Annotated in this window: 20 protein-coding genes, 1 rRNA gene and 5 pseudogenes; 12 read left to right on the top strand and 14 right to left on the bottom strand. The window is 49.9% G+C overall.

Translation table 11 applies throughout. The features are described 5' to 3' along the window. Positions 1-7: 7 nt before the first annotated feature. Positions 8-82 carry an IS1 family transposase gene (locus tag BFF42_RS18635; protein ID WP_001554537.1) on the top strand — a complete coding sequence of 25 codons (75 nt, stop codon included), beginning with the start codon at positions 8-10 and terminating at the stop codon, positions 80-82. A 15-nt stretch (positions 83-97) separates the two neighbouring features. Next, positions 98-313: pseudogene (locus BFF42_RS18640) on the top strand (integrase core domain-containing protein); the annotation flags it as partial. Between the two features lie 145 nt (positions 314-458). Here BFF42_RS18640 and BFF42_RS18645 read toward each other — a convergent pair. The 3 genes and pseudogenes from BFF42_RS18645 to yihU all read right to left on the bottom strand — a co-directional run bounded on the left by BFF42_RS18645 (position 459) and on the right by yihU (position 3,292). Next, the gene (locus tag BFF42_RS18645) at positions 459-1,469 is read right to left on the bottom strand and encodes a zinc-dependent alcohol dehydrogenase (protein WP_000357972.1); all 1,011 of its coding nucleotides are present in this window, start codon (positions 1,467-1,469) and stop codon (positions 459-461) included. Positions 1,470-1,501: 32 nt separating this feature from the next. Further along, entirely contained in the window at positions 1,502-2,389 is an 888-nt protein-coding gene (locus BFF42_RS18650) for an aldolase (RefSeq protein ID WP_000094544.1), read from the bottom strand. A gap of 24 nt (positions 2,390-2,413) precedes the next feature. Then, positions 2,414-3,292, bottom strand: a pseudogene (gene yihU / locus BFF42_RS18655) (sulfolactaldehyde 3-reductase). Between the two features lie 172 nt (positions 3,293-3,464). On the opposite strand from yihU, the gene BFF42_RS18660 reads away from it, so the two are divergent. Then, complete coding sequence (locus BFF42_RS18660) at positions 3,465-4,361, top strand: sugar kinase (protein WP_001318158.1); 897 nt, start codon at positions 3,465-3,467, stop codon at positions 4,359-4,361. A 39-nt stretch (positions 4,362-4,400) separates the two neighbouring features. Further along, positions 4,401-5,189, top strand: coding sequence for a DeoR/GlpR family DNA-binding transcription regulator (locus BFF42_RS18665; RefSeq protein ID WP_000022286.1), 789 nt, complete (start codon positions 4,401-4,403; stop codon positions 5,187-5,189). 104 nt (positions 5,190-5,293) lie between these two features. On the opposite strand, the gene typA is transcribed toward BFF42_RS18665, so the two are convergent. Next, entirely contained in the window at positions 5,294-7,117 is a 1,824-nt protein-coding gene (gene typA / locus BFF42_RS18670; protein WP_000570670.1) for a ribosome-dependent GTPase TypA, read from the bottom strand. A gap of 372 nt (positions 7,118-7,489) precedes the next feature. Between typA and glnA the strand changes: the two genes are divergently transcribed. The 4 genes from glnA to BFF42_RS18690 all read left to right on the top strand — a co-directional run bounded on the left by glnA (position 7,490) and on the right by BFF42_RS18690 (position 11,764). After that, positions 7,490-8,899 carry a glutamate--ammonia ligase gene (gene glnA, locus BFF42_RS18675; RefSeq protein ID WP_001271717.1) on the top strand — a complete coding sequence of 470 codons (1,410 nt, stop codon included), beginning with the start codon at positions 7,490-7,492 and terminating at the stop codon, positions 8,897-8,899. 173 nt (positions 8,900-9,072) lie between these two features. After that, entirely contained in the window at positions 9,073-10,122 is a 1,050-nt protein-coding gene (gene glnL / locus BFF42_RS18680; RefSeq protein ID WP_000190583.1) for a nitrogen regulation protein NR(II), read from the top strand. Positions 10,123-10,133: 11 nt separating this feature from the next. Continuing rightward, a complete protein-coding gene (gene glnG / locus BFF42_RS18685; protein WP_012421606.1) occupies positions 10,134-11,543 on the top strand; it encodes a nitrogen regulation protein NR(I) in 1,410 nt (469 codons plus the stop codon). Positions 11,544-11,653: 110 nt separating this feature from the next. Beyond that, a complete protein-coding gene (locus BFF42_RS18690) occupies positions 11,654-11,764 on the top strand; it encodes a YshB family small membrane protein (RefSeq protein WP_000893994.1) in 111 nt (36 codons plus the stop codon). Between the two features lie 189 nt (positions 11,765-11,953). Here BFF42_RS18690 and hemN read toward each other — a convergent pair. From hemN to BFF42_RS27910, 3 genes and pseudogenes are all read right to left on the bottom strand, one after another. Further along, a pseudogene (hemN, locus tag BFF42_RS18695) lies at positions 11,954-13,326 on the bottom strand (oxygen-independent coproporphyrinogen III oxidase). 188 nt (positions 13,327-13,514) lie between these two features. After that, a complete protein-coding gene (gene yihI, locus BFF42_RS18700; RefSeq protein ID WP_001295266.1) occupies positions 13,515-14,024 on the bottom strand; it encodes a Der GTPase-activating protein YihI in 510 nt (169 codons plus the stop codon). A gap of 117 nt (positions 14,025-14,141) precedes the next feature. After that, positions 14,142-14,308 (bottom strand): annotated as a pseudogene (locus BFF42_RS27910) (hypothetical protein). 296 nt (positions 14,309-14,604) lie between these two features. Here BFF42_RS27910 and yihA point away from each other — a divergent pair. Next, positions 14,605-15,237: a ribosome biogenesis GTP-binding protein YihA/YsxC gene (gene yihA, locus BFF42_RS18705; RefSeq protein ID WP_000183349.1), complete on the top strand. Its 633-nt coding sequence runs from the start codon at positions 14,605-14,607 to the stop codon at positions 15,235-15,237. Positions 15,238-15,405: 168 nt separating this feature from the next. On the opposite strand, the gene spfP is transcribed toward yihA, so the two are convergent. Together spfP and polA are read right to left on the bottom strand one after the other, a co-directional pair. Next, complete coding sequence (gene spfP, locus BFF42_RS28615) at positions 15,406-15,453, bottom strand: small protein SpfP (RefSeq protein WP_071892919.1); 48 nt, start codon at positions 15,451-15,453, stop codon at positions 15,406-15,408. A gap of 165 nt (positions 15,454-15,618) precedes the next feature. Then, on the bottom strand, positions 15,619-18,405 hold the full coding sequence (gene polA / locus BFF42_RS18710; RefSeq protein WP_000250006.1) for a DNA polymerase I: 2,787 nt from the start codon (positions 18,403-18,405) through the stop codon (positions 15,619-15,621). Between the two features lie 363 nt (positions 18,406-18,768). Here polA and BFF42_RS18720 point away from each other — a divergent pair, with 363 nt between their 5' ends. Then, positions 18,769-19,701 carry an acyltransferase gene (locus tag BFF42_RS18720; protein ID WP_024258682.1) on the top strand — a complete coding sequence of 311 codons (933 nt, stop codon included), beginning with the start codon at positions 18,769-18,771 and terminating at the stop codon, positions 19,699-19,701. A gap of 40 nt (positions 19,702-19,741) precedes the next feature. Here the strand turns inward: BFF42_RS18720 and BFF42_RS18725 are convergent, their stop codons facing one another. The 4 genes and pseudogenes from BFF42_RS18725 to BFF42_RS18740 all read right to left on the bottom strand — a co-directional run bounded on the left by BFF42_RS18725 (position 19,742) and on the right by BFF42_RS18740 (position 23,301). Beyond that, positions 19,742-21,172, bottom strand: coding sequence for a YdgA family protein (locus BFF42_RS18725; RefSeq protein ID WP_012421361.1), 1,431 nt, complete (start codon positions 21,170-21,172; stop codon positions 19,742-19,744). A 154-nt stretch (positions 21,173-21,326) separates the two neighbouring features. After that, positions 21,327-21,953 (bottom strand): thiol:disulfide interchange protein DsbA, encoded by a 627-nt coding sequence (gene dsbA, locus BFF42_RS18730; RefSeq protein WP_000725337.1) that lies wholly within the window; start codon positions 21,951-21,953, stop codon positions 21,327-21,329. A 16-nt stretch (positions 21,954-21,969) separates the two neighbouring features. Then, positions 21,970-22,955: pseudogene (srkA, locus tag BFF42_RS18735) on the bottom strand (stress response kinase SrkA). A 76-nt stretch (positions 22,956-23,031) separates the two neighbouring features. Beyond that, complete coding sequence (locus BFF42_RS18740) at positions 23,032-23,301, bottom strand: YihD family protein (RefSeq protein ID WP_004987701.1); 270 nt, start codon at positions 23,299-23,301, stop codon at positions 23,032-23,034. Between the two features lie 69 nt (positions 23,302-23,370). Between BFF42_RS18740 and mobA the strand changes: the two genes are divergently transcribed. Continuing rightward, positions 23,371-23,955 (top strand): molybdenum cofactor guanylyltransferase MobA, encoded by a 585-nt coding sequence (gene mobA / locus BFF42_RS18745; protein WP_001052179.1) that lies wholly within the window; start codon positions 23,371-23,373, stop codon positions 23,953-23,955. Continuing rightward, positions 23,937-24,464: a molybdopterin-guanine dinucleotide biosynthesis protein MobB gene (gene mobB, locus BFF42_RS18750; protein WP_000907622.1), complete on the top strand. Its 528-nt coding sequence runs from the start codon at positions 23,937-23,939 to the stop codon at positions 24,462-24,464. The genes mobA and mobB overlap by 19 nt, the downstream gene beginning before the upstream one ends. A 104-nt stretch (positions 24,465-24,568) precedes the next feature. Here the strand turns inward: mobB and rrf are convergent. Then, positions 24,569-24,669: ribosomal RNA gene (gene rrf / locus BFF42_RS18755) — 5S ribosomal RNA — on the bottom strand; the annotation flags it as partial.

Here is a 24,669-nt window from a genome sequence, read left to right on the forward strand (position 1 = left end):
GAAGTCGCTGTCGTTCTCAAAATCGGTGGAGCTGCATGACAAAGTCATCGGGCATTATCTGAACATAAAACACTATCAATAAGTTGGAGTCATTACCGGAATAGCAGAGAGCTTCGTGAAAACGATAAAGCGTGACTACATCAGTATCATGCCCAAACCAGACGGGTTAACGGCAGCAAAGAACCTTGCAGAGGCGTTCGAGCATTATAACGAATGGCATCCGCATAGTGCGCTGGGTTATCGCTCGCCACGGGAATATCTGCGGCAGCGGGCTTGTAATGGGTTAAGTGATAACAGATGTCTGGAAATATAGGGGCAAATCCAACAATATCAATTACGTCCTGTGGCCGACTAATTGAATAAGTTGCAGGACTGGTGATTTGACTCATCGCAGTGTCCTTTTTAATTGTTGTAGGGTGGCGCTGACGTGACGCAGCGCCAGACAGAGATTTAGAAAATCATTCCGGCGCAAATTGCAGCATGACCTTTATGGAGTCATTTTGCTGCGCGCGTTCAAATGCCGCCGCTGCATCCTCAATGGCAAATAAATCGGTAACCAGTTCACTGGTATCAAACCGCCCATCCGCCAGCCATTCGATAACAGCATCGAAATCTTCAGGGATGTACATGCCAGAGTTGAGCAAGTCACGCTCGAAACGTTGCATCATCGGTAATGGTATTTCACGCGGCCCACTTGGTACGCCCATGCACACGACGGTGCCTCCGGCATATACACGGGTACATGCATCGTTAAGCGTGGCCTGCGCTGCAACGACATCAATCGCCCCCGTAAATCGCACATCTGCGGCCAGCTCACCTAGTGCCCAAACTTCTGCTGCGCCCAGCTTTAACGCCAGCGCGCGTTTGGCAGCGTCAGGTTCAATCACGGTAATCTTACCTGCCCCCATAATGCGCAGTGCCTGCACGATGGATAAGCCTATCGTTCCGGCACCAATTACCAGTACGCTTTCCAGAGAAGCTTTCGGCATTCGGTTAACGCAGTGACGGGCACAAGCCGCCGGTTCGGCAAAGGCCAACACTTTTAGCGGTAAAGAGGCTGGTGCGACATGGCAATTACGCGCAGGAACAATGTGTTGTGAGCGAGCAAAGCCCGGTGCGCGAAAACTAGCAACCTGCGGTGGTTCACAAAGATTAAAACGTCCTGCTTTGCAGGCTCGGCATTCCATGCAAGCCATGATGGGATCGACCACAACATGATCGCCCGGCTGTACATTTTTAACGTCGCTGCCAACTTCCGTAACGCGCGCTGCAATTTCATGACCGGGGACGACAGGTGGTTTGGCAAACGGATGACCGCCTTTCAGAACATGCAGATCCGAACCGCATATCCCATAGAACACAGGCGCAATCCGCACTTCGTGCGGTTTAAGTTCCTGGTGTGGTACTTCAACATATTGAGTGGTGACTTTCCCAATATCTGAAAATAAAACCTGGGTAATTTTATCCATTGTTATTCTCCAGAATCGATATCCATAGGGGATTAGCGTTGCGCGATACCTTCATCGACAATTTCTGCCAACCGTTGTAAACGAGGAACAGAGACATCGCGCAGCATAGTTTGTGGATCTTGTGCACCAACAACCGACGCCCAAACCGCTCGTCCAGCCAGGAAGCCCGACGCACCACCTTTCATGGCAATACTTACTGCACGGCCAAAAATATCGGCATCAACGCCAGAAGAAAGAATTACCCACGGCATCTTCATCTGATCGTTAAGTTGCTGACAGGCGGCAAGTAAGGTTTTTTCATCGCCTTTGCCCCCTAATGGCATCTCGGCTTTGTAAAGATCAGCCTCTGTTCCACCAAGCTCTGCGGCGGCGGCAACAATGGCGCTTTCACGATCAAAGTCCCAACCGCGACGAGGTGGACGCACCACAGGTTCAATAATGCTCACCAGCCCGGCACTACGGCAGCGACGAACAAATTTATCAACCATTGCCAGACGTTCCTCTGCGGGTTCATCTTCACGCCAGAGTACAAGTAATTTCATTGCCTTAGCCCCCATTTCACGGGCTTTATGCGGGTCGACGGACATATCTATTTCAACGCTATCAACCGGGATGCCATTACCTGGGATAAAAAGATCGGCAGCGACAATCAGGCCGCAAGAATTAGCAACAGCGCCCTGCTCGACTATTTGCTCAAGACAAAATTGTTTATCCGCCAGAACGGCAGAAGCATAAGGAGAAAGGATTCGGGTCGCGGCAACTTTAAAATCGGTGAGTACACTGTCGGCGATGGGTTTTGGCTGCCCTGCTGCCGCAAACATCAAGCGCATGGCCTCACGCTGATCGACAGCTAACATGGCAAATCCACCACCTGGGCGGGAGATATCTTTCAGCGTAAATGGGGTGAAGTGGGATGACATAGAAACTCCTGTTAATAGATAAAATTAAAGACCAGCCTGCTGGCGAACCTGATTTAGCAGGGCACTCCAGTCCTGCCGCCCTTTGCCGTCTTGACTTGCTGCAGCGTAATAACTTTCTGCTGCAATCCCCATATTGAGCGGTGCCCCCGTCTCCCGAGCGACGTCAACTGCAATACGCAGATCTTTCAACGCCAGATCCACCATGAAGGCGGGTGAAAGATCGCCTTTCAGCACTTTGCCAGGCCAGGTGGTCGTAAAATGTCCTTTCCCTGCTGCCGTACCACTCATCACCTTAATTGCGACATCAAGATTTAATCCCAGTGACTCACATAACACAGCGGCCTCGGAGGACAGCGCATTAAGCGCAATGCTCATATAGTTGTTAATTAGCTTCACGCGGATCCCCATTCCTGGGCCGCCCAGCCTCGACCAGCTCATTACCCATGCACATAAGAATCGGGCGTGCACGTGCAATCTGCTCATCAGTGCCACCCGCTAAAATCAGCAATGTGCCATCAATCGCATTCACGGACGTTCTGCCCACGGGAGCGTCCATCATACTGATGCCTTTTTCTTGTAACTCCCGTATTAATGCATCGGTCTGTAAGGGATGAATAGTCGACATATCAATCAATAACGCGTCAGATGAAACAGCCTCACAGACGCCTTTTTCCCCAACAGAACCTGTCGAACAATGTCACCATTGGGAAGCATAGTGATGATAAATTCAGCGCCTGCTGCTGCTTCCGCTGGGGTTTGTGCCGCAGTGGCCCCCTGCGTAACTAGCGCATCGACGGCCTGTGCATTGACATCAAATACCTGCAATGAATGCCCTTTTTGCAATAGATTGTTAGCCATTGGGCTACCCATCTGCCCCAGCCCGAGAAATGCAATGGTTGCCATGAATACTCTCCTGTCTGACATTGACAAAATAATGACAATTGAAAATTCGTTTTCGTCTTTTTTTGAGCATATTTGTAATTTATGTTCAAAAACACGACACGCATCACTAATTTGATCATTTGCGTCATTTAAATTGACCAAAGACGACAAAATTAAACAGGACAAGACAAATATGACCAGAATTGCATGCGTGGGTATCACAGTTCAGGACAGAATTTATTCTTTGCCCACTCTGCCGGAGGGCGGCGGGAAATATCAGGCAAATCATTATCTTGAGATTGGTGGCGGCCCGGCAGCAACAGCCGCTGTTGCAATCGCAAAGCTTGGCGTGGAGGTTGATTTCATCGGTCGCGTCGGCGATGACAGTTGTGGAAATACCTTACTTGCAGAACTTGAGGGTTGGGGCGTCAATACCGCATTTTGCCGCCGATATCCTAACGCCCGTTCGTCGCAATCAGCGATCCTCGTTGATCAGCATGGCGAACGGATTATCGTTAATTATCCAAGTCCTGATCTCGGTACTGATGCCGAATGGTTAGAAGCGATCGATTTCTCTCGTTATGATCTGATTCTGGCCGATGTTCGCTGGCATAGCGGTACTGAAAAAGCATTCTCGCTAGCGTGCCTTGCGGGTGTGACAACGCTTTTAGACGCCGATATGACACCGCAGGATATTTCTCCACTTGTCGCGCTTGCCGATCACGCCGTGTTCTCAACACCAGGGCTGAAACGCATGACTGGCCTGCAGTCACCTGAAGAAGGTTTGTTCCAGGCAACGACACAAACAGCAGGTAAAGTGTATGTTACGCTGGGTTCTGAAGGATCGTTGTGGATTGAAGATGGTCATTTGTGTCAACAGGAGGCATTTTCTGTCAATGTGGTTGATACCACTGGAGCAGGCGATGTTTTTCACGGCGCACTCGCGGTAGCGTTGGCAGAAAAAATGCCAACAAAAGAGGCTATTCGTTTTGCCAGTGCGGTTGCCGCGATGAAATGTACCCAGCCTGGCGGTCGGGCCGGCATTCCTAATCGTGAGCAAACCGAATCATTTTTGTCACTTTATGCGTAAAATGGTAAACATCTACCGAGGAGGGGCAAGGGAGTATTCATGAGTATCATCGAAGTGACAGGTAATCCACGCCATGACCAACTCGTTCATCTAATCGCAGAACGCGGTTATATGAATATTGAAGAACTGGCACAACTGCTGGATGTTTCAACGCAAACCGTGCGCCGGGATATCCGAAAACTCAGTGAGCAGGGCTTGATCACCCGTCATCATGGAGGGGCCGGGCGCGTCTCCAGCGTCATGAATACCGCTTTTGAGCAACGGGAACTTTCGCTCACCGCCGAGAAACGGGCGATCGCTGAGGCAGTCGCCGATTACCTTCCCGAACGCTGTACCGTCTTTATCACCATCGGTACAACCGTAGAAGCCGTTGCCAGGGCATTACTCAACCGGCGTGATTTACGCATTATCACTAACAGCCTACGTGTGGCACAGATTCTTTATAAGAATCAGGATATTGAAGTGATGGTGCCGGGAGGCACTTTACGCGCTCATAACGGCGGGATTATCGGCCCAGGAGCCGTGGATTTTATTGAAGGCTTCCGCGCAGATTATTTAATCACCAGTATAGGTGCCATTGAACATGACGGCACCCTACTGGAATTTGATGTAAATGAAGCGTTAGTCGCGAGAACGATGATTAAACATGCGCGGAATACATTGTTAGTGGCCGATCATACGAAGTTTGCCGCGTCTGCTGCCGTTTCAATTGGCAATGCACGGAATGTCAGGGCTTTTTTTACTGATGCCCCGCCTCCCAATTCTTTCTGCCAGTTGTTAAGTGAAGAGAATGTTGAACTGGTGGTTGCCGAGCAAGAAGTATCCTGAAATTGAAATTTCGGAAAATCCGCTGGGAATTTCAGCGGATTTTGTTTTCCATAAGCAAAAAAAACCTGCCAGCGATGGCAGTTTTTTATAACTAAAAAACGAAATTAATAGTCTTTCGGTGCGCGGTTGGCGCGACGACGATCGTTTTCCGTCAGGTGACGTTTACGAATACGGATAGAGGTCGGAGTCACTTCTACCAGTTCGTCATCATCGATGAACTCCAGAGCTTGTTCCAGAGTCATGCGGATAGGCGGAACCAGAACAACGGCTTCGTCAGTACCGGAAGCACGCATGTTGGTCAGTTTCTTACCGGTCAGGCAGTTTACAGTCAGGTCGTTAGAGCGGCTATGAATACCGATAATCTGACCTTCGTAAACTTCTGCACCGTGACCGAGGAACAGCTTACCGCGATCCTGCAGACCGAACAGCGCGAACGCGACCGCTTTACCCTGACCGTTAGAGATCAGTACGCCGTTCTGACGCTGACCCACTTCACCCGGACGTACGTCGTCGTAGTGGCTGAAGGTGGAGTACAGCAGACCAGTACCGGAAGTCATGGTCATGAACTCAGAACGGAAGCCAATCAGACCACGGCTTGGGATCACGTAGTCGAGACGTACGCGGCCTTTACCGTCTGGATTCATGTTTTTCAGGTCGCCTTTACGTTCGCCCAGCGCCTGCATTACAGAACCCTGATGCTGTTCTTCAACGTCCAGAGTCACGTTTTCATATGGCTCTTGTTTACGACCGTCGATTTCACGGAAGATAACTTTCGGACGGGATACCGCCAGTTCGAAACCTTCACGACGCATGTTTTCGATCAGAACAGACAGGTGTAGTTCGCCACGACCAGAAACGCGGAACGCATCAGCGTCTTCGGTTTCTTCTACGCGCAGCGCAACGTTGTGTACCAGTTCTTTGTTCAGACGATCCAGGATCTGACGAGACGTTACGAACTTACCTTCTTTACCGCAGAACGGCGAGGTGTTAACGCAGAAGAACATAGAAACGGTCGGCTCATCAACGGAGAGTGCCGGCAGCGCTTCAACGTTTTGCGTGTCGCAAACGGTGTCAGAAATGTTCAGTTCGCCAAGGCCCGTGATCGCAACGATATCGCCAGCTTCCGCCAGGTCGGTTTCGATACGTTCCAGACCGAGGTGGCCCAGCACTTTACCGACTTTCGCGTTGCGGGTTTTGCCTTCGCTATCGATGATAGTGACCTGCTGGTTCGGCTTCACTTTACCGCGCTTGATGCGGCCAATGCCGATAACGCCAACATAGCTGTTGTAATCGAGCTGAGAAATCTGCATCTGGAACGGACCGTCAAGGTCAACGTCCGGCGCAGGAACGTGGTCAACAATCGCCTGGTACAGCGGGGTCATGTCTTCCGCCATATCTTCGTGGTCCAGACCCGCGATACCGTTCAGCGCAGAAGCGTAAACGATCGGGAAGTCCAGCTGCTCGTCGGTCGCGTCGAGGTTAACGAACAGATCGAATACCTGATCCACAACCCAATCAGGACGCGCGCCAGGGCGGTCAACTTTGTTGATAACAACAATCGGCTTCAGGCCGTAAGCAAACGCTTTTTTGGTTACGAAGCGCGTTTGCGGCATCGGGCCGTCAAATGCGTCAACCACCAGCAGCACTGAGTCTACCATGGACATTACACGTTCAACTTCACCACCGAAGTCGGCGTGCCCCGGGGTATCAACGATGTTGATACGGTAATCATTCCATTTGATAGCGGTGTTTTTCGCGAGGATGGTAATCCCACGCTCTTTCTCCAAATCGTTGGAGTCCATCACGCGCTCTTGGGTTTCGGCACGAGAGTCGAACGTACCGGATTGTTGGAGCAGCTTGTCTACCAGGGTGGTTTTACCATGGTCTACGTGCGCGATGATGGCGATATTACGCAATTTTTCGATCACAACTTTGCCTCAGGCATTAGAAATAGCGCGTTATTGTACACGGATTAATCGCACTACAAAACAGGATCACAAACATCCTCCGCAAACAAGTATTGCAGAGTCCCTTTGTGATCGCTTTCACGGAGCATAAAAAGGGTTATCCAAAGGTCATTGCACCAACATGGTGCTTAATGTTTCCATTGAAGCACTATATTGGTGCAACATTCACATCGTGGTGCAGCCCTTTTGCACGATGGTGCGCATGATAACGCCTTTTAGGGGCAATTTAAAAGTTGGCACAGATTTCGCTTTATCTTTTTTACGGCGACACGGCCAAAATAATTGCAGATTTCGTTACCACGACGACCATGACCAATCCAGGAGAGTTAAAGTATGTCCGCTGAACACGTACTGACGATGCTGAACGAGCACGAAGTGAAGTTTGTTGATTTGCGCTTCACCGATACTAAAGGTAAAGAACAGCACGTCACTATCCCTGCTCATCAGGTGAATGCTGAATTCTTCGAAGAAGGCAAAATGTTTGACGGCTCCTCGATTGGCGGCTGGAAAGGCATTAACGAGTCCGACATGGTGCTGATGCCAGACGCATCCACCGCAGTGATTGACCCGTTCTTCGCCGACTCCACCCTGATTATCCGTTGCGACATCCTTGAACCTGGCACCCTGCAAGGCTATGACCGTGACCCGCGCTCCATTGCGAAGCGCGCCGAAGATTACCTGCGTTCCACTGGCATTGCCGACACCGTACTGTTCGGGCCAGAACCTGAATTCTTCCTGTTCGATGACATCCGTTTCGGATCATCTATCTCCGGTTCCCACGTTGCTATCGACGATATCGAAGGCGCATGGAACTCCTCCACCCAATACGAAGGTGGTAACAAAGGTCACCGTCCGGCAGTGAAAGGCGGTTACTTCCCGGTTCCACCGGTAGACTCGGCTCAGGATATTCGTTCTGAAATGTGTCTGGTGATGGAACAGATGGGTCTGGTGGTTGAAGCCCATCACCACGAAGTAGCGACTGCTGGTCAGAACGAAGTGGCTACCCGCTTCAATACCATGACCAAAAAAGCTGACGAAATTCAGATCTACAAATATGTTGTGCACAACGTAGCGCACCGCTTCGGTAAAACCGCGACCTTTATGCCAAAACCGATGTTCGGTGATAACGGCTCCGGTATGCACTGCCACATGTCTCTGTCTAAAAACGGCGTTAACCTGTTCGCAGGCGACAAATACGCAGGTCTGTCTGAGCAGGCGCTGTACTACATTGGCGGCGTAATCAAACACGCTAAAGCGATTAACGCCCTGGCAAACCCGACCACCAACTCTTATAAGCGTCTGGTCCCGGGCTATGAAGCACCGGTAATGCTGGCTTACTCTGCGCGTAACCGTTCTGCGTCTATCCGTATTCCGGTGGTTTCTTCTCCGAAAGCACGTCGTATCGAAGTACGTTTCCCGGATCCGGCAGCTAACCCGTACCTGTGCTTTGCTGCCCTGCTGATGGCCGGTCTTGATGGTATCAAGAACAAGATCCATCCGGGTGAAGCCATGGACAAAAACCTGTATGACCTGCCGCCAGAAGAAGCGAAAGAGATCCCACAGGTTGCAGGCTCTCTGGAAGAAGCACTGAACGAACTGGATCTGGACCGCGAGTTCCTGAAAGCCGGTGGCGTGTTCACTGACGAAGCAATTGATGCGTACATCGCTCTGCGTCGCGAAGAAGATGACCGCGTGCGTATGACTCCGCATCCGGTAGAGTTTGAGCTGTACTACAGCGTCTAATAGTTGAAGTTGTACTACCCGGCGCAACAACGCCGGGATTTAGTTGCCGTGGAAACTTTCAGCCCATCTCTGCATGGGCTTTTTTCTCCGTCAATTCTCTGATGCTTCGCGCTTTTTATCCGTAAAAAGCTATAATGCACTAAAATGGTGCAACCTGTTCAGGAGACTGCTTTATGGCAACAGGCACGCAGCCCGATGCTGGGCAGATCCTCAACTCGCTGATTAACAGTATTTTGTTAATCGATGACAACCTGGAGATCCATTACGCCAACCCTGCCGCGCAACAACTGCTCGCCCAAAGCTCCCGCAAATTGTTTGGTACACCGTTACCGGAACTGTTGAGCTACTTCTCATTAAATATCGAGCTGATGCAAGAAAGTCTGGAGGCGGGGCAAGGTTTTACCGATAACGAAGTGACGCTGGTCATCGACGGGCGCTCGCATATCCTTTCTGTGACGGCCCAGCGTATGCCGGACGGCATGATCCTGCTGGAGATGGCTCCGATGGATAACCAGCGCCGCTTAAGTCAGGAACAGCTACAGCACGCCCAGCAGGTTGCTGCCCGTGATTTAGTGCGCGGCCTGGCACATGAGATTAAAAATCCGCTTGGCTGTTTACGTGGCGCGGCGCAGCTGCTCAGCAAAGCGTTACCTGACCCATCACTACTCGAATATACCAAAGTGATTATCGAACAGGCGGACCGGCTGCGAAATCTGGTCGACCGTCTGTTGGGGCCGCAGCTGCCCGGTACGCGCGTTACCGAAAGTATTCACAAAGTGGCTGAACGCGTGGTAACGCTGGTGTCGATGGAACTGCCGGACAACGTGCGGTTGATTCGTGATTACGATCCCAGCCTGCCGGAACTGGCGCACGACCCGGATCAAATTGAACAGGTCTTGCTGAATATTGTGCGCAATGCGCTACAGGCGCTGGGGCCGGAAGGCGGTGAAATCATTCTGCGTACCCGCACCGCGTTTCAACTGACCTTACACGGCGAGCGCTACCGGCTGGCGGCGCGGATTGATGTGGAAGATAACGGGCCGGGCATTCCGCCTCATTTGCAGGATACGCTGTTTTACCCGATGGTCAGCGGCCGCGAAGGTGGCACCGGGCTTGGCTTATCCATCGCCCGTAATTTGATTGATCAGCATTCAGGCAAAATTGAATTTACCAGTTGGCCAGGTCATACCGAGTTCTCGGTTTACCTGCCTATCAGGAAATAAAGGTGACGTTTATGCAACGAGGGATAGTCTGGGTAGTCGATGACGATAGTTCCATCCGTTGGGTGCTTGAACGTGCGCTCGCTGGAGCGGGTTTAACCTGTACGACATTTGAGAACGGCGCGGAAGTACTGGAGGCGCTGGCGAGCAAAACGCCGGATGTGCTGCTTTCAGATATCCGTATGCCGGGAATGGACGGGCTGGCGCTGCTCAAGCAGATTAAACAGCGCCATCCAATGCTTCCGGTCATCATTATGACCGCACATTCCGATCTGGATGCTGCCGTCAGCGCCTATCAACAAGGGGCGTTTGATTATCTGCCCAAACCGTTTGATATCGACGAAGCCGTGGCGCTGGTTGAGCGCGCTATCAGTCATTACCAGGAACAGCAGCAGCCGCGTAATATTCAGCTTAACGGCCCAACGACCGATATCATCGGCGAAGCGCCAGCCATGCAGGACGTGTTCCGTATTATCGGTCGGCTTTCGCGTTCTTCTATTAGCGTGCTGATTAACGGCGAATCCGGCACCGGTAAAGAACTGGTCGCTCATGCCCTGCATCGCCACAGTCCGCGCGCCAAAGCGCCGTTTATCGCGCTGAATATGGCAGCTATCCCAAAAGATTTGATCGAATCAGAACTGTTTGGCCACGAGAAAGGCGCGTTTACTGGCGCGAATACCATTCGTCAGGGGCGTTTTGAACAGGCCGATGGCGGTACATTATTCCTCGACGAAATTGGTGATATGCCGCTGGATGTGCAGACGCGTTTGCTGCGCGTGCTGGCAGACGGTCAGTTTTACCGCGTTGGCGGCTATGCGCCGGTGAAAGTGGATGTGCGGATTATCGCTGCCACTCACCAGAATCTCGAACAGCGAGTGCAGGAAGGTAAGTTCCGTGAGGATCTGTTCCACCGCCTAAACGTTATCCGCGTTCATCTGCCGCCGCTGCGCGAACGTCGGGAAGATATTCCCCGTCTGGCGCGCCATTTTTTACAGGTTGCCGCGCGCGAACTGGGCGTAGAAGCGAAGTTACTGCATCCGGAAACCGAAACTGCTCTGACGCGTCTGGCGTGGCCAGGCAACGTGCGCCAGCTGGAAAACACCTGCCGCTGGCTAACGGTGATGGCCGCCGGGCAGGAAGTGTTGATTCAGGATTTGCCCGGCGAACTGTTTGAATCAACGGTTGCGGAGAGTACTTCGCAAATGCAACCGGACAGCTGGGCGACGCTTCTTGCGCAGTGGGCAGACAGAGCGCTGCGTTCCGGTCATCAAAATCTGCTTTCCGAAGCGCAGCCAGAGCTGGAGCGGACGTTACTGACGACCGCGTTGCGACATACGCAGGGGCATAAACAGGAAGCGGCGCGGCTACTCGGCTGGGGCCGCAACACCCTGACGCGTAAGTTAAAAGAGCTGGGGATGGAGTGATTCACAGCTTGTGTGTAAAGATTGATTATTGAGCGCAAATTGCTGGTATTTTACGCTTTACTGTTCCGATAAGTTCAGTATGATCTGCCCGGAAAACGGGGAGAGTCATTATGCTGGAATCAATAATTAATCTGGTATCGAGTGGCGCAGTTGACAGCCACACACCGCAAACTGCCGTTGCTGCCGTGCTGTGTGCCGCAATGATTGGGCTGTTTAGTTGAGTTTCAGATTGCTGATGAAGTGCTCTTTGTTCATGCCGGATGCGGCGTGAACGCCTTATCCGGCCTACAAAAGCAATATTTTCAACAGGTTTTGTAGGCCTGATAAGCGTAGCGCATCAGGCAATCTTGTTCTCAGCACATTGATGGCGCTTTCGTTTTCTACTTTGTAAACGAAGCGCCATTCACTATTCAAATCACCCGTGAGAACTGCTGCATCCGCGCTTTCTGGCGCAGATAGGTATCAAAGCACATGCAAATGTTGCGGATCAGCAAGCGACCTTTCGCCGTCACCTGTATTCCCTTCTCATCCACATCCACCAGCCCATCTTTTGCTAACGGGGCGAGCAGCTTGAGATCTTCCGCAAAGTAATCAGCGAAGTGCAAATCCCACTGTTTCTCAATAGGGGCGTAATCCAGACGGAAGTTGCAGATGAGCGACTTAATCACATCGCGGCGAATACAGTCATCACGCGTTAGCGCAATACCACGCCACAGCGCATTGCCTTGTTCATCCACTTGCTGATAGTACTGCTTCAACTCTTTCTGGTTCTGCGCGTAGCAGTCGCCAATCATGCTGATGGCGGAAACGCCCATCCCCAGCAGATCGGTATCGCCCTGAGTGGTGTAGCCCTGGAAGTTACGATGCAGCACGCCTTCACGCTGGGCCACCGCCAGCTCGTCATCCGGACGGGCAAAGTGATCCATACCGATAAACTGATAGCCCGATTGCGTCAGGAAGGCGATGGTTTCCTGCAGGATATCGAGTTTTTGCTGCGGACTCGGCAGGTCAGCATCTTTGATTTTGCGCTGAGCAGCAAAAATGGTCGGCAGATGCGCGTAGTTAAAGACACTCAGACGATCGGGGTTCAGCTCCGCCACACGTTTCAGGGTAAAGGCGAAACTCTCCGGCGTCTGTTTCGGCAGGCCGTAAATCAGGTCGATGTTGGTGGAGGTAAAACCAATCTCACGCGCATGGTTAAGCAGTGCAAAGATGAACTCTTCATCCTGCTCGCGGTTAACCAGACGTTGCACTTCTTTGTTGAAGTCCTGCACGCCCATGCTCAGGCGATTAAAGCCTTCGGCGCGTAAATGATCGAGTACATCCAGTTCGATTTCCCGCGGATCGACTTCGATCGAAATCTCCGCATCGGCATTGAACTGGAAGTTTTCGCGCAGCAGCTTCATCAGGCGGCTGATTTGCGCTTTATTCAGATACGTCGCGTTCCGCCGCCCCAGTGCAATTGGCTGACGTGACGCCCGGCGAACAGCGGTGCACGATGGACGATTTCTTGCTCCAGCGCGTCCAGATACTGATCGGCCTTGTGCTGCTGGCGAGTAACAATCTTATTACAACCGCAGAAGTAACAAAGCTTATGGCAGAACGGGATATGTACGTAGAGAGATAATGGACGCTCAGGATAGCGCGCCACGGCTTGTAAAAACGCCTGTTCGCCAAAGTCTTCTGAAAACTCCAGCGCGGTCGGGTACGAGGTGTATCGTGGCCCGGAATAGTTATATTTCTGGATCAGGGCCAGATCCCAGTCGATTTGCTGTACAGACATGCTCACTCCTTCCGATGGCGTCTCTGGCGGCTACGGCGTACCGGCGGATGCCCGTTTCGGGTCATCAGCCGGTTGCGCAGCCACTTTTGTCGCCGCGACAACCGCTGTAGTTTAACGAATAACCACACCAGATAACATATAACCGGAAGGGTTATCAGCAGAACGGGAAGGCCCACGGCGGCAATCCGTTAGTTGCCCCGCAGCAGACGCATCATGTCTTCTTGCTTCTCGTCTTCTTCCTCTTCTTCGTCATCGTCATAAGAGAGGCCGAGTTTCTGCATCAACTCATCAATACGATCCAGTTTAGCATCCACCCAGGATTGCTCTTCGGCACTCAGGGTTTCGCCTGCTTCCAGACGTTCCAGCAGCGCATCCAGACGCTCATCCGTTTCCAGTAATTCCAACTCCGCCTGCGGTGAAAGCATAGGTTTCTCACTCTTCGGTTTGTGCTGTTTGGTGACTTTTTCAGTCACGCCCAATGGAATAGGGGTTTTACTGCCAATACGTGGATCTTTTGGTGCGTTCTGGCCTTTGCTGCCTGACGTGGTGTTTCCGCCCGCTGCGCGGCTGCCCGGCGCATGACCACGACGTTTTTTCTGACGCTTGCGATCACGAGCTTCCTGATCCAGCTCCTCGCGTGTTTTTCGACGCGCTTTTGCATGACCTTTGCTGCGTGAGTTTGAAGATGATGGTTTCATAATGGTTCGTCTTTTAGCCGTTTTATTCAGTATCGATTTGCGGCGGAATCTAACAGAAAGCAAGCAAAGAAAAAAGGCGACAGATTACTCTGTCGCCTTTTTCCTGACTCATAACCCTTAACGGGTCTTACAATCCTTGCAGGCCGCCAACACACCCTGTTTTTCCTTTAGCCGGAACAATCCGTGTTGATTCCATTTCCGTTTAATTACGTCTCCGGACGTTTGTCTTCCTGACAATCCTCTGTCTTCGCCTCCTGGCGCTCCTGACCCTCATCCTGAGTCATTGTTCCTGTTAGCGTCCTCGCTCTATGGGTGCTACTTTACGCCTTTGCTTTAAACAAACAATCAACCGCCATCAGTATTTGCACATTTTCAGAGTTTTATATAAAAGCAATTCACTGATTTATATAGCTTATTTGACATGCATCGCAGAATTTTCTCTGCTATTTCGCATAAAGACTATCGGCAATGTCTCACAAAGCGTATGGCTTTTACTTACAACGCTCACGCCGAAAAATCCGCCTTTTATTATAGTTCAGGTATAATCGCCACAAAGCTTTGACTGACGGAGACGACCGCTTTGACTAATTTGAATTATCAACAGACGCATTTTGTGATGAGTGCGCCTGATATTCGCCACCTACCTTCCGATACCGGAATTGAAGTGGCTTTTGCAGGCCGTTCCAACGCAGGTAAATCCAGCGCGCTGAACACGCTGACTAACCAGAAAAGCCTGGCTCGTACCTCAAAAACCCCAGGGCGCACCCAGCTTATCAACCTGTTTGAAGTGGCTGACGGCAAGCGTCTGGTTGACTTGCCTGGGTACGGTTATGCGGAAGTCCCGGAAGAGATGAAGCGCAAATGGCAGCGTGCGCTCGGCGAATACCTCGAAAAACGTCAGAGCCTGCAAGGTCTGGTGGTGCTAATGGATATTCGCCATCCGCTGAAAGATTTGGATCAGCAGATGATTGAGTGGGCGGTAGACAGCAATATCGCCGTTCTGGTGCTGCTGACCAAAGCGGACAAACTGGCAAGCGGCGCACGTAAAGCGCAATTGAATATGGTGCGTGAAGCTGTACTGGCGTTTAACGGTGATGTGCAGGTTGAAACGTTTTCTTCGTTGAAGAAACAAGGCGTGGACAAGCTGCGGCAGAAACTGGATACCTGGTTTAGCGAGATGCAGCCTGTAGAAGAAACGCAGGACGGCGAATAATTTTCTTGCCTTAATGCTTGTGCCGGATGTGGCGTATCCGGCCCGTAAATTCAATAGATTACAATTCTACCGTTGGCCTGATAAACATAGCGCATCAGGCATTACGGATCTTTTCTTTCGCCCAATAAAAAACGCCCCAGTCATTACTGACTGGGGCGGCTAAAATATTCAGCCAAATCCGATTACGTGAAGTAAAAGGTCTGAAAGATAGAACATCTTACCTCTGTACCCTACGCGACTAACTTTACTCTTTTTTGTTCAGTTCAGAAAGCACTTTTTGTAATTTTTTTTCAGTTGTTGCATAGGAATTTCTAATAGCCATCACAAAACGTGACAGCTTATGTTGCTTACTTACGAAAAAAGGGCATGTTCAGGCGAATCTTAGTGCGCCTGATCCCAGTTTTCGCCACTCCCCACTTCCACCAGCAACGGCACATCCAGACGGGTACAGTTTTCCATCAGTTGATGAATCTGCTTCGCGACGGCATCAACATCATCTTTATGAACTTCAAATACCAGTTCATCGTGTACCTGCATGATCATACGTACACGCGGTTGCTCAGCCTGTAACCACGCATCAACGGCAATCATCGCCCGTTTGATAATGTCGGCGGCGGTTCCCTGCATTGGCGCGTTAATGGCTGCACGTTCAGCCGCTGCACGACGAGCACCATTGCTGGATTTGATATCCGGCAGATACAGACGGCGTCCGTCCAGCGTTTCAACGTAGCCCTGCTCTTTCGCCTGAGCACGGGTGCGTTCCATATACTCCAGCACGCCAGGGTAGCGTTCGAAGTAAAGGTCCATGTACTTCTGCGCTTCTTTACGTGGAATGTTCAATTGCCGCGCCAGACCGAAAGCACTCATGCCATAAATCAGACCAAAGTTGATCGCTTTCGCGCTACGGCGTTGCTCGCTGGTGACGGTTTCCAGTGGCAAACCAAACACTTCTGCCGCCGTTGCCCGGTGGATATCTTTTCCTTCCGCGAATGCGGTCAGCAAGCCTTTGTCACGCGAAAGATGCGCCATAATGCGCAGTTCAATCTGCGAGTAGTCCGCTGAGACAATCACATAATCCTCTGGCGCAATAAACGCCTGGCGGATACGACGACCTTCTTCGTTACGCACCGGAATGTTTTGCAGGTTAGGATCGGTTGACGATAAACGTCCCGTTGCAGTTACTGCCTGGTGATAAGAGGTATGCACACGCCCGGTTTTCGGGTTGATCATCAGCGGCAGCTTGTCGGTGTAGGTCGATTTCAGCTTCGCCAGACCACGATACTCCAGAATCACTTTTGGCAACGGATAGTCCAGCGCCAGTTCTTCCAGTACCTCTTCCGACGTTGACGGCGCGCCACCCGGCGTTTTCTTCAGCGGTTTAATACCCTGTTTTTCAAACAGAATGGTTTGCAACTGCTTGGTGGAAGAAAGGTTAAATTCTTCACCTGCAATTTCATGCGCTTTCTTTTCCAGCTCAGCCAGACGCAAGGTGAGCTCTTCAGAATGATTGTGCAGCACTTTCGGATCGATCTTCACACCGTTACGTTCAATGCGTGAAAGCACCGGCACCAGCGGCATTTCGATATTCTCGAAGACGTTCAACGGCCCTTTGTGTTTTTGCAGGTCCGGCCACATTTTCAGATGCAACTGCAAGGTGACATCAGCATCTTCGGCGGCGTAACGTCCGGCCTCTTCGAGGGCAATCTGGTTAAAGGTCAGTTGATTTTTGCCTTTACCCGCAATCTCTTCAAAAGTGATGGTTTTGTGCTTCAACCAACGTTCCGCGAGGCTGTCCATATCGTGACGCCCGGCAACGCTATTGAGAATGTAGGACTCCAGCATGGTATCAAACGCAATCCCACGCAGCTCAATGCCGTAATTCGCCAGAATACCGCGATCGTATTTCAGGTTTTGCCCGACCTTCAGCGCCTTTTCATCTTCCAGCAGCGGTTTTAGCAACTCGAGTGCACGCTCGCGAGAGATTTGATCGGGCGCATCAAGATAATCATGAGCAACCGGAATATATGCCGCTACGCCTGGCTCGATAGCAAAAGAAAGCCCGACCAGGTTAGCAGAGATGTTATCAAGGCTGTCGGTTTCGGTATCAAATGCAAATACCGGCGCTTTTTCCAGCTTCGCAATCCACGCTTTCAGTGTTTCTTCATCAAGGATGGTGACGTAGTTGTCATAAGAAATCACCGTTGCCGTCACTTCTGGCGCTTCGTCTGCAACACTGGTTTCCTGCGGCTTCGCGGCTGGTTTTGCCCCTTTGGCCTGTAACCATTTGCCCGCTTCGACATCAGCAGTCCAGCGTTTGAACTCATACTTTTTGAACAGCCCCAACAACTCTTCCGCTGCCGGTTGCTGCACTTCCAGTTGTTCACAGGTCAGCTCCAGTTCAACGTCGGTTTTAATCGTCGCCAGCTGGTATGAGAGATAAGCAACTTCTTTGTTTTGCTCGAGCTTCGCTGCCATTGTTTTCGCGCCACGGAAGCTCAACCCAGCAATTTTTTCTGGCTCGGCATACAGCGTATCCAGCCCGCCCAGACCTTGCAGCAATGCCTGCGCGGTTTTTTCACCGACGCCCGGTACGCCAGGGATGTTATCGGAGGAGTCACCCATCAGCGCCAGGAAATCGATGATCAGTTCTGGCGGCACGCCGTACTTATTCACCACCTCTTCCGGTCCGAGGATGGTATTCGTCATGGTATTGATAAGCGTAATATTTGGCGTCACCAGCTGCGCCATATCTTTATCGCCAGTGCTGATCAGCACCGGACGCCCGGCTTTTTCGGCTTCGCGCGCCAGAGTACCGATAACGTCGTCCGCTTCTACGCCAGAAACCGCCAGCAGCGGCAGTCCCATCGCTTTAACCATCGCGTGCAGAGGTTCGATTTGTGCTCTCAGATCGTCCGGCATTGGCGGGCGATGTGATTTGTAATGTTCAAACAGTTCATCACGAAAGGTTTTTCCCTTGGCGTCAAAGACCACCGCTGCATGCGTCGGTTTATATTGCATGATCAGACTGCGCAGCATGTTGAGGACACCATACATCGCACCGGTCGGCTCGCCTGCGCTGTTAGTCAGCGGGGGAAACGCGTGATATGCGCGATAAAGATAAGATGAACCATCTACAAGGATAAGTGGATTTTGGGGGATCTGAACCATAATGTCCGTGCCTGTTTATCAGATTATGGGTAAAGGATGCCACAGACAGGATAAAAACATGAGTTTTTCACCGCTTTTCGTGAAAATCTTTTGTAGATCTTCTGGATCGCTCGCAAATCGTCATGTGGATAACTTTGTGCATAAATTATTTACATCGCTTTTAATTTATTATCATGCTTTTTACAGTATGATGTTTGTCTTTGTTTTTCATGTAGTTAAAAATAAAGCCATCCCTAATAATTGAGATAATGGGATTTTTTCTAATGTGGATAGATATGAATTATTTTTCTCCTTAAGGATCATCCGTTATTTGGGTCGTTTTCTGCTAAAATCTGCGCCTTGCGCTTCTTTAGCGCACTGTCTATGGCTAACCTTTTGAATAAATTCATTATGACGAGAATACTCGCTGCGATAACCCTTTTGCTGAGTATCGTATTGACCATTTTGGTCACTATTTTTTGTTCCGTCCCGATCATCATTGCCGGGATTGTAAAACTATTGCTACCTGTGCCAGTCATTTGGCGAAAGGTTTCGCGTTTTTGTGATTTTATGATGTATTGCTGGTGTGAAGGTCTGGCGGTATTACTGCATCTGAACCCACTCCTGCAATGGGAAGTTCACGGGCTGGAAGGGTTAAGTAAGAAGAACTGGTATCTGCTTATTTGTAACCACCGTAGTTGGGCAGATATTGTCGTACTGTGCGTGCTGTTTCGTAAGCACATTCCGATGAATAAATATTTCCTCAAGCAACAGCTGGCCTGGGTGCCATTTCTTGGCCTGGCGTGCTGGGCGCTGGATATGCCGTTTATGAAGCGTTATTCCCGCGCTTATTTATTACGTCATCCGGAGCGACGTGGTAAAGATGTTGAAACCACTCGGCGTTCTTGTGAAAAGTTTCGCCTGCATCCCACCACCATTGTCAATTTCGTTGAAGGCTCCCGTTTCACGCAAGAAAAACATCAGCAAACCCACTCCACTTTTCAAAACTTGTTGCCACCAAAGGCGGCAGGCATTGCGATGGCGCTAAATGTACTGGGTAAACAATTCGATAAACTGCTTAATGTTACGCTGTGTTATCCGGACAATAACCGTCAGCCGTTCTTCGATATGTTAAGCGGTAAACTGACGCGAATTGTCGTTCATGTGGATTTACAGCCTATTGCCGATGAGTTACATGGCGACTACATCAATGACAAAAGCTTTAAGCGCCATTTTCAGCAATGGCTGAACTCACTGTGGCAGGAAAAAGACCGACTTCTGACGTCGTTGATGTCATCACAGCGGCAGGACAAGTAAATTTTGCTCGCCTCTGAATGAGCAGAGGCGAGTGAGTATTTTAATGAACAAAACGTCCGGCACGAGACATAAATTCTTCTTCGCTCATCTCCTGTCCGTTAAAAACAACTTTACCCGGTGTATAACGCAGTTGCAGCGGGGCGGTATTGTTGTCAATCGTGATTAACTGAAACATCTGACCTAAGGTCATCATCCCGCTGATTTGTTTATCAGCCCGCTTTTGCGCTTTTTCCGCATCCATTCCTTCAGATAAATTAAGCTGTTTTGCGGTTTCTGTGACGACATTAAGCGGTAACTTCACATCAAAATTGAGCGATTTGATATCTTTGTTTGTGGATGATGAAGATTTGGCTGGGTCGGCAATACTGATATCCAGATTGGCATTTAGTTCGCCGAGTGCGTTCTTCCATCTTACCGGTTGTTTAATGGTCGGCTCACTTTGTTGTAATAACGGTAAATACTCTTTGAACAATGCAGCATTCACTTCTTGCAGAGCAACTTCATCGTTTGCTAACTCAGGGTGTGCAGCAAGCTGCTTCTGCATCGCAATGTTATACTGGATGATAAATTGGCGCACTGCTGAGGGATCAATAGATTCAGCAATCAATGACCACTCACCACTACCGAGTTGCTGATTCCCTTTTGTTAACTTATCAAGTTCGTAGGTCAGATTGACATTGATATAATCTTTGTCTTTAACGCGATCCAGCCTGGTTTTTGCAACGAAAGCATCGATTTGGGCAACGTCTTCCCCCTGATTGATAATATTAACCTGATTAAATTTCGACTCGCTTTCACCAACCGGAAATTTCTTTTCTTCTAATCGTGTCAGAGAATCAATGGTAAAACTTTTTGCCGTTACTTTGTTCATTGGTGATAATTGCAGAACAATATCTTCGACTTTGCCTTCAATATCCAGGTTAGACAATGAACTACCATCACCATTAAAAGTAAACTGGCCCTCACCAAAAGAAAACTTTCCATACTCTGCAGGGGCAACATCTAATGTCGTAGAGAATGAGCCACCAAACGCGAATCGCAATGTCGCTTCCACGGGCGATTTATTTTTCGCGGCGATAAATAGCGGTTGTGTCAGTTCATTATTCACTAAGTTCACTTTTGCCGCTGCCAGTGCTGGGATGACATTACCATGCATTAACATTGTGATGGGCAACGGACCGTGCTCAACATCCACATCAAATGCAACCTTCTGGCCTGGCTTGATATTGAGATCGGGTGCACCGTTATCAAATGAAATTTGCATTTGAAAATGGGAATTAAAAAAGCCTTTGTCAAAGTTTTTATAACTTAACGTCATATCGTAGGCATGTTCACCTTTCTTTTTAGCATCGTTAAAATCTTTAATAAATTTTTCGACACCAGGCTGAATTTGCGTACCTGTGTACCATGTGCCACCACCCCAGATTACGGCTAACGCAACAATAACACCTGTAGCTGACTTACGTATCATATAAATATTCCCTGATAAAACAGCAAAACTTTGAATATCCACTTATGCTGAAATAATGTCCAGCGGCAGGATGTATTATCAGAATGTATTTATATTTATTAAATAATAAAAAAAGCCCGTGAATATTCACGGGCTTTATGTAATTTACATTGAATTATTTTTTCTCGGACAGATATTTCACTGTATCAGCATACTGCTGAACAAAAACATCCATATTGCTGGTATCCATACCCTGCGGATTCAGCTGATATTTACCGTTAACAAACATCGCCGGAACACCGCGCAATTGCACGTCAGCTGCAGCTTTTTCCTGCTGAGCTACCAGAGATTTCACCACGAAGCTGTTCCACGCCGCGTCGTACTCTTCACCTTTAATACCTGCGTTGATAAATACATCGCGGATATCAGAAGCAGAACGAATGGTCTGGGTTTTCTGTACGCCTTCAAACAGCGGAACAGTCACTTTGTCTTCCACGCCCAGCGCCATCGCCACAGCCCATGCCTGAGTCAGATCTTTGCCCAGGTCACCACCCATGAAGTTGACGTGGTATTTAGTCATCTTCACGCCTTCCGGCAGTTTTTTCTTCACATTATCAGAAATATGCAGAACTTCTTCAAACTGATAGCAGTGCGGACAGAAGAAAGAGAAAAACTCCAGCACTTGCGGCGCGCCAGCTACCGGTTTTTCCAGGGTAGTGTACTGTTTACCATCTTCATACTGCGCCGCCGATGCGCTAAACGCTAAAACTAAACCAGCCAGCGCCAGCCAAATCTTTTTCATGATCTACTCTCTCCGATTAATACATAGGTGTTAATTGTAAAGGGGGTTCTTGTAGAACTTTTGCCTGTTCTATAAAAGTCGCCGTTTGTCGCAGCCAGTAATCTTCCCCGGTTAACCACGGGAAATTTTTCGGGAACGCGGGATCAGCCCAACGCCGCATTAGCCAGGCAAGATAATAAACCAAACGCATGGCGCGTAAAGGTTCAATCAGTCCGATTTCAGCGGTGTCGAACTCGCTAAATTCTTCATAAGCTTCAATAATAGTTTCCAGTTGCATCCGCTGCTCGGCTTTATCGCCATTGAGCAACATCCACAAATCCTGAATAGCTGGACCATTACGTGCATCATCCAGATCAACAAACATTGGACCATCGCGCCAGAGAATATTCCCGGCGTGCAGTCTCCATGTAAGCGCAGAACGGTGGAATCTTCCCGCCAGTGCGCTGTAACGGCGGCGATCAGCTCATCTGTCGCTTTCAGGAATGCCGCTTTCAACCCGGAAGGTATCAGTGTAGCGTCCTCAAACAGCTTGCGTGGCTCAATGAGATATTCATTCAGACCGATGGTCGGGCGATGGATAAAAAGCTGTTTGCGCCCCGTCTGGTGCATACGCCCTAAATAACGCCCAACCGCTTCCATCTGATCGATATTATCAGCTTCGAACTGGCGACCACCGACGCTTGGAAAAACAGCGAAATAAAATCCCTGATGATTCAATAAAGTCTGACCGTTAAAGGCCACAGGTGCTGCGACCGGAACTTCATCATTTACCAACTGCAACGCAAATTGATGTTCTCCGAGGATTTGATCGGCTGTCCAACGTTCAGGGCGATAAAATTTGACGACAATACGTCGACGATCTTCGTCCTGAAATTGATAGACACGGTTTTCATAGCTGTTAAGCGGGGTAAGACCGGAATCCACCCGGATCCCTTGCTCAAATAGAGCATCCATGATGGTATCCGGGTGTAGTGTCTGGAAAGTAAAAGCGCTGTTGTTCATCCCATCATCCGGAAAACATTACGAATGATGAAGGATATCATTTCACGATGATTTTGGTGGCGCCGCTTACAAGCTTTTACTCTTTAATTACGCCGCGAGCGCGTAACAGCGCCGTTTTGAAGTCTTCTTCATAATCTTTCTGCAAACCCGGGATCACCGCATCTTTCGCGGAATCACGCATTTTCAGGTGATAGATCAGAATGTCATCCGTCAAATCCGCCAGTTCGCCGTCAAAACCTGACTCTTTCGCCAGTTTCTGCAAAAATTGCAACAGGTTAAGGTCTGGCTCTTTTTGCCAGGCTGGCTGGAGGAATTCAATAACTTCATTCAGACGTTTACATTTCATAGTGATGCTCCTTACTCTTGAGACAGACACGTTAGCAGGGTCAATCCCACAATAAAAGAGGCGATATCGGTGAATCTGATGACGACGATAACAGGCGTTGTGCTGGCAGGCGGTAAAGCCAGACGAATGGGCGGCGTAGATAAAGGATTGCTTGAATTAAACGGCAAACCATTATGGCAACATGTCGCTGACGCGCTTATGACGCAGCTCTCTCACGTCGTGGTTAATGCCAATCGTCATCAGGAAATCTATCAGGCAAGCGGTCTGAAAGTGATTGAAGATTCACTGGCGGATTACCCAGGCCCTCTGGCAGGAATGCTTTCAGTAATGCAGCAGGAAGCTGGTGAGTGGTTTTTGTTTTGCCCGTGCGATACGCCTTACATTCCCCCTGATTTAGCAGCCCGGCTTAATCATCAGCGCAAAGATGCGCCTGTCGTGTGGGTCCATGACGGTGAACGCGATCACCCGACTATTGCTCTGGTAAACCGCGCTATTGAGCCTTTATTACTGGAATATCTGCAAGCAGGAGAACGCCGGGTAATGGCATTTATGCGTCTGGCTGGCGGTCATGCGGTTGATTTCAGCGATCATAAAGATGCATTTGTTAACGTGAATACGCCAGAGGAGCTTGCCCGATGGCAGGAAAAACGATGATACCGTTACTCGCCTTTGCCGCGTGGAGTGGTACCGGAAAAACTACGCTTTTGAAAAAACTGATCCCGGCATTATGCGCCAGAGGGATCCGTCCAGGGCTGATTAAGCATACGCACCATGATATGGATGTTGATAAGCCAGGCAAAGATAGCTATGAGCTGCGCAAGGCTGGCGCGGCACAAACCATCGTTGCCAGCCAGCAACGATGGGCCTTGATGACGGAAACACCAGACGAAGAAGAGCTGGATCTACAGTTTCTCGCAAGTCGAATGGATACCTCAAAGCTGGATTTGATTCTGGTCGAAGGGTTTAAGCATGAAGAGATCGCAAAGATTGTGCTGTTTCGCGATGGAGCCGGACATCGACCTGAAGAATTAGTGATAGACAGGCATGTTATTGCTGTAGCCAGTGATGTGCCGCTTAATCTTGATGTCGCATTACTGGATATTAATGATGTTGAGGGGCTGGCTGATTTTGTAGTGGAGTGGATGCAAAAGCAGAACGGATAAGCAAGAGTAGGCTGGATCAGACGCAGCCAGTGTCGCATCCGACCTTTTTCTGCACCAGCGCAAAAAGGCCCAGTCTTCCGACCGGGCCTTCTGCTAAATTTGATGCCTGGCAGTTCCCTACTCTCGCATGGGGAGACCCCACACTACCATCGGCGCTACGGCGTTTCACTTCTGAGTTCGGCATGGGGTCAGGTGGGACCACCGC

Source organism: Shigella sp. FC1661 (assembly GCF_001712525.1).
In the GTDB taxonomy this organism is placed as follows: Bacteria; Pseudomonadota; Gammaproteobacteria; order Enterobacterales; family Enterobacteriaceae; genus Escherichia; species Escherichia coli.

Coding starts and splice junctions, on each gene's coding strand:
- BFF42_RS18660 (WP_001318158.1), top strand. CDS start 3,465: ATGACCAGAATTGCATGCGTGGGTATCACAGTTCAGGACAGAATTTAT.
- BFF42_RS18725 (WP_012421361.1), bottom strand. CDS start 21,172: ATGATACGTAAGTCAGCTACAGGTGTTATTGTTGCGTTAGCCGTAATC.
- BFF42_RS18650 (WP_000094544.1), bottom strand. CDS start 2,389: ATGTCATCCCACTTCACCCCATTTACGCTGAAAGATATCTCCCGCCCA.
- BFF42_RS18720 (WP_024258682.1), top strand. CDS start 18,769: ATGGCTAACCTTTTGAATAAATTCATTATGACGAGAATACTCGCTGCG.
- BFF42_RS18645 (WP_000357972.1), bottom strand. CDS start 1,469: ATGGATAAAATTACCCAGGTTTTATTTTCAGATATTGGGAAAGTCACC.
- mobB (WP_000907622.1), top strand. CDS start 23,937: ATGGCAGGAAAAACGATGATACCGTTACTCGCCTTTGCCGCGTGGAGT.
- glnA (WP_001271717.1), top strand. CDS start 7,490: ATGTCCGCTGAACACGTACTGACGATGCTGAACGAGCACGAAGTGAAG.
- BFF42_RS18690 (WP_000893994.1), top strand. CDS start 11,654: ATGCTGGAATCAATAATTAATCTGGTATCGAGTGGCGCAGTTGACAGC.
- polA (WP_000250006.1), bottom strand. CDS start 18,405: ATGGTTCAGATCCCCCAAAATCCACTTATCCTTGTAGATGGTTCATCT.
- BFF42_RS18665 (WP_000022286.1), top strand. CDS start 4,401: ATGAGTATCATCGAAGTGACAGGTAATCCACGCCATGACCAACTCGTT.
- yihI (WP_001295266.1), bottom strand. CDS start 14,024: ATGAAACCATCATCTTCAAACTCACGCAGCAAAGGTCATGCAAAAGCG.
- glnG (WP_012421606.1), top strand. CDS start 10,134: ATGCAACGAGGGATAGTCTGGGTAGTCGATGACGATAGTTCCATCCGT.
- dsbA (WP_000725337.1), bottom strand. CDS start 21,953: ATGAAAAAGATTTGGCTGGCGCTGGCTGGTTTAGTTTTAGCGTTTAGC.
- glnL (WP_000190583.1), top strand. CDS start 9,073: ATGGCAACAGGCACGCAGCCCGATGCTGGGCAGATCCTCAACTCGCTG.
- BFF42_RS18740 (WP_004987701.1), bottom strand. CDS start 23,301: ATGAAATGTAAACGTCTGAATGAAGTTATTGAATTCCTCCAGCCAGCC.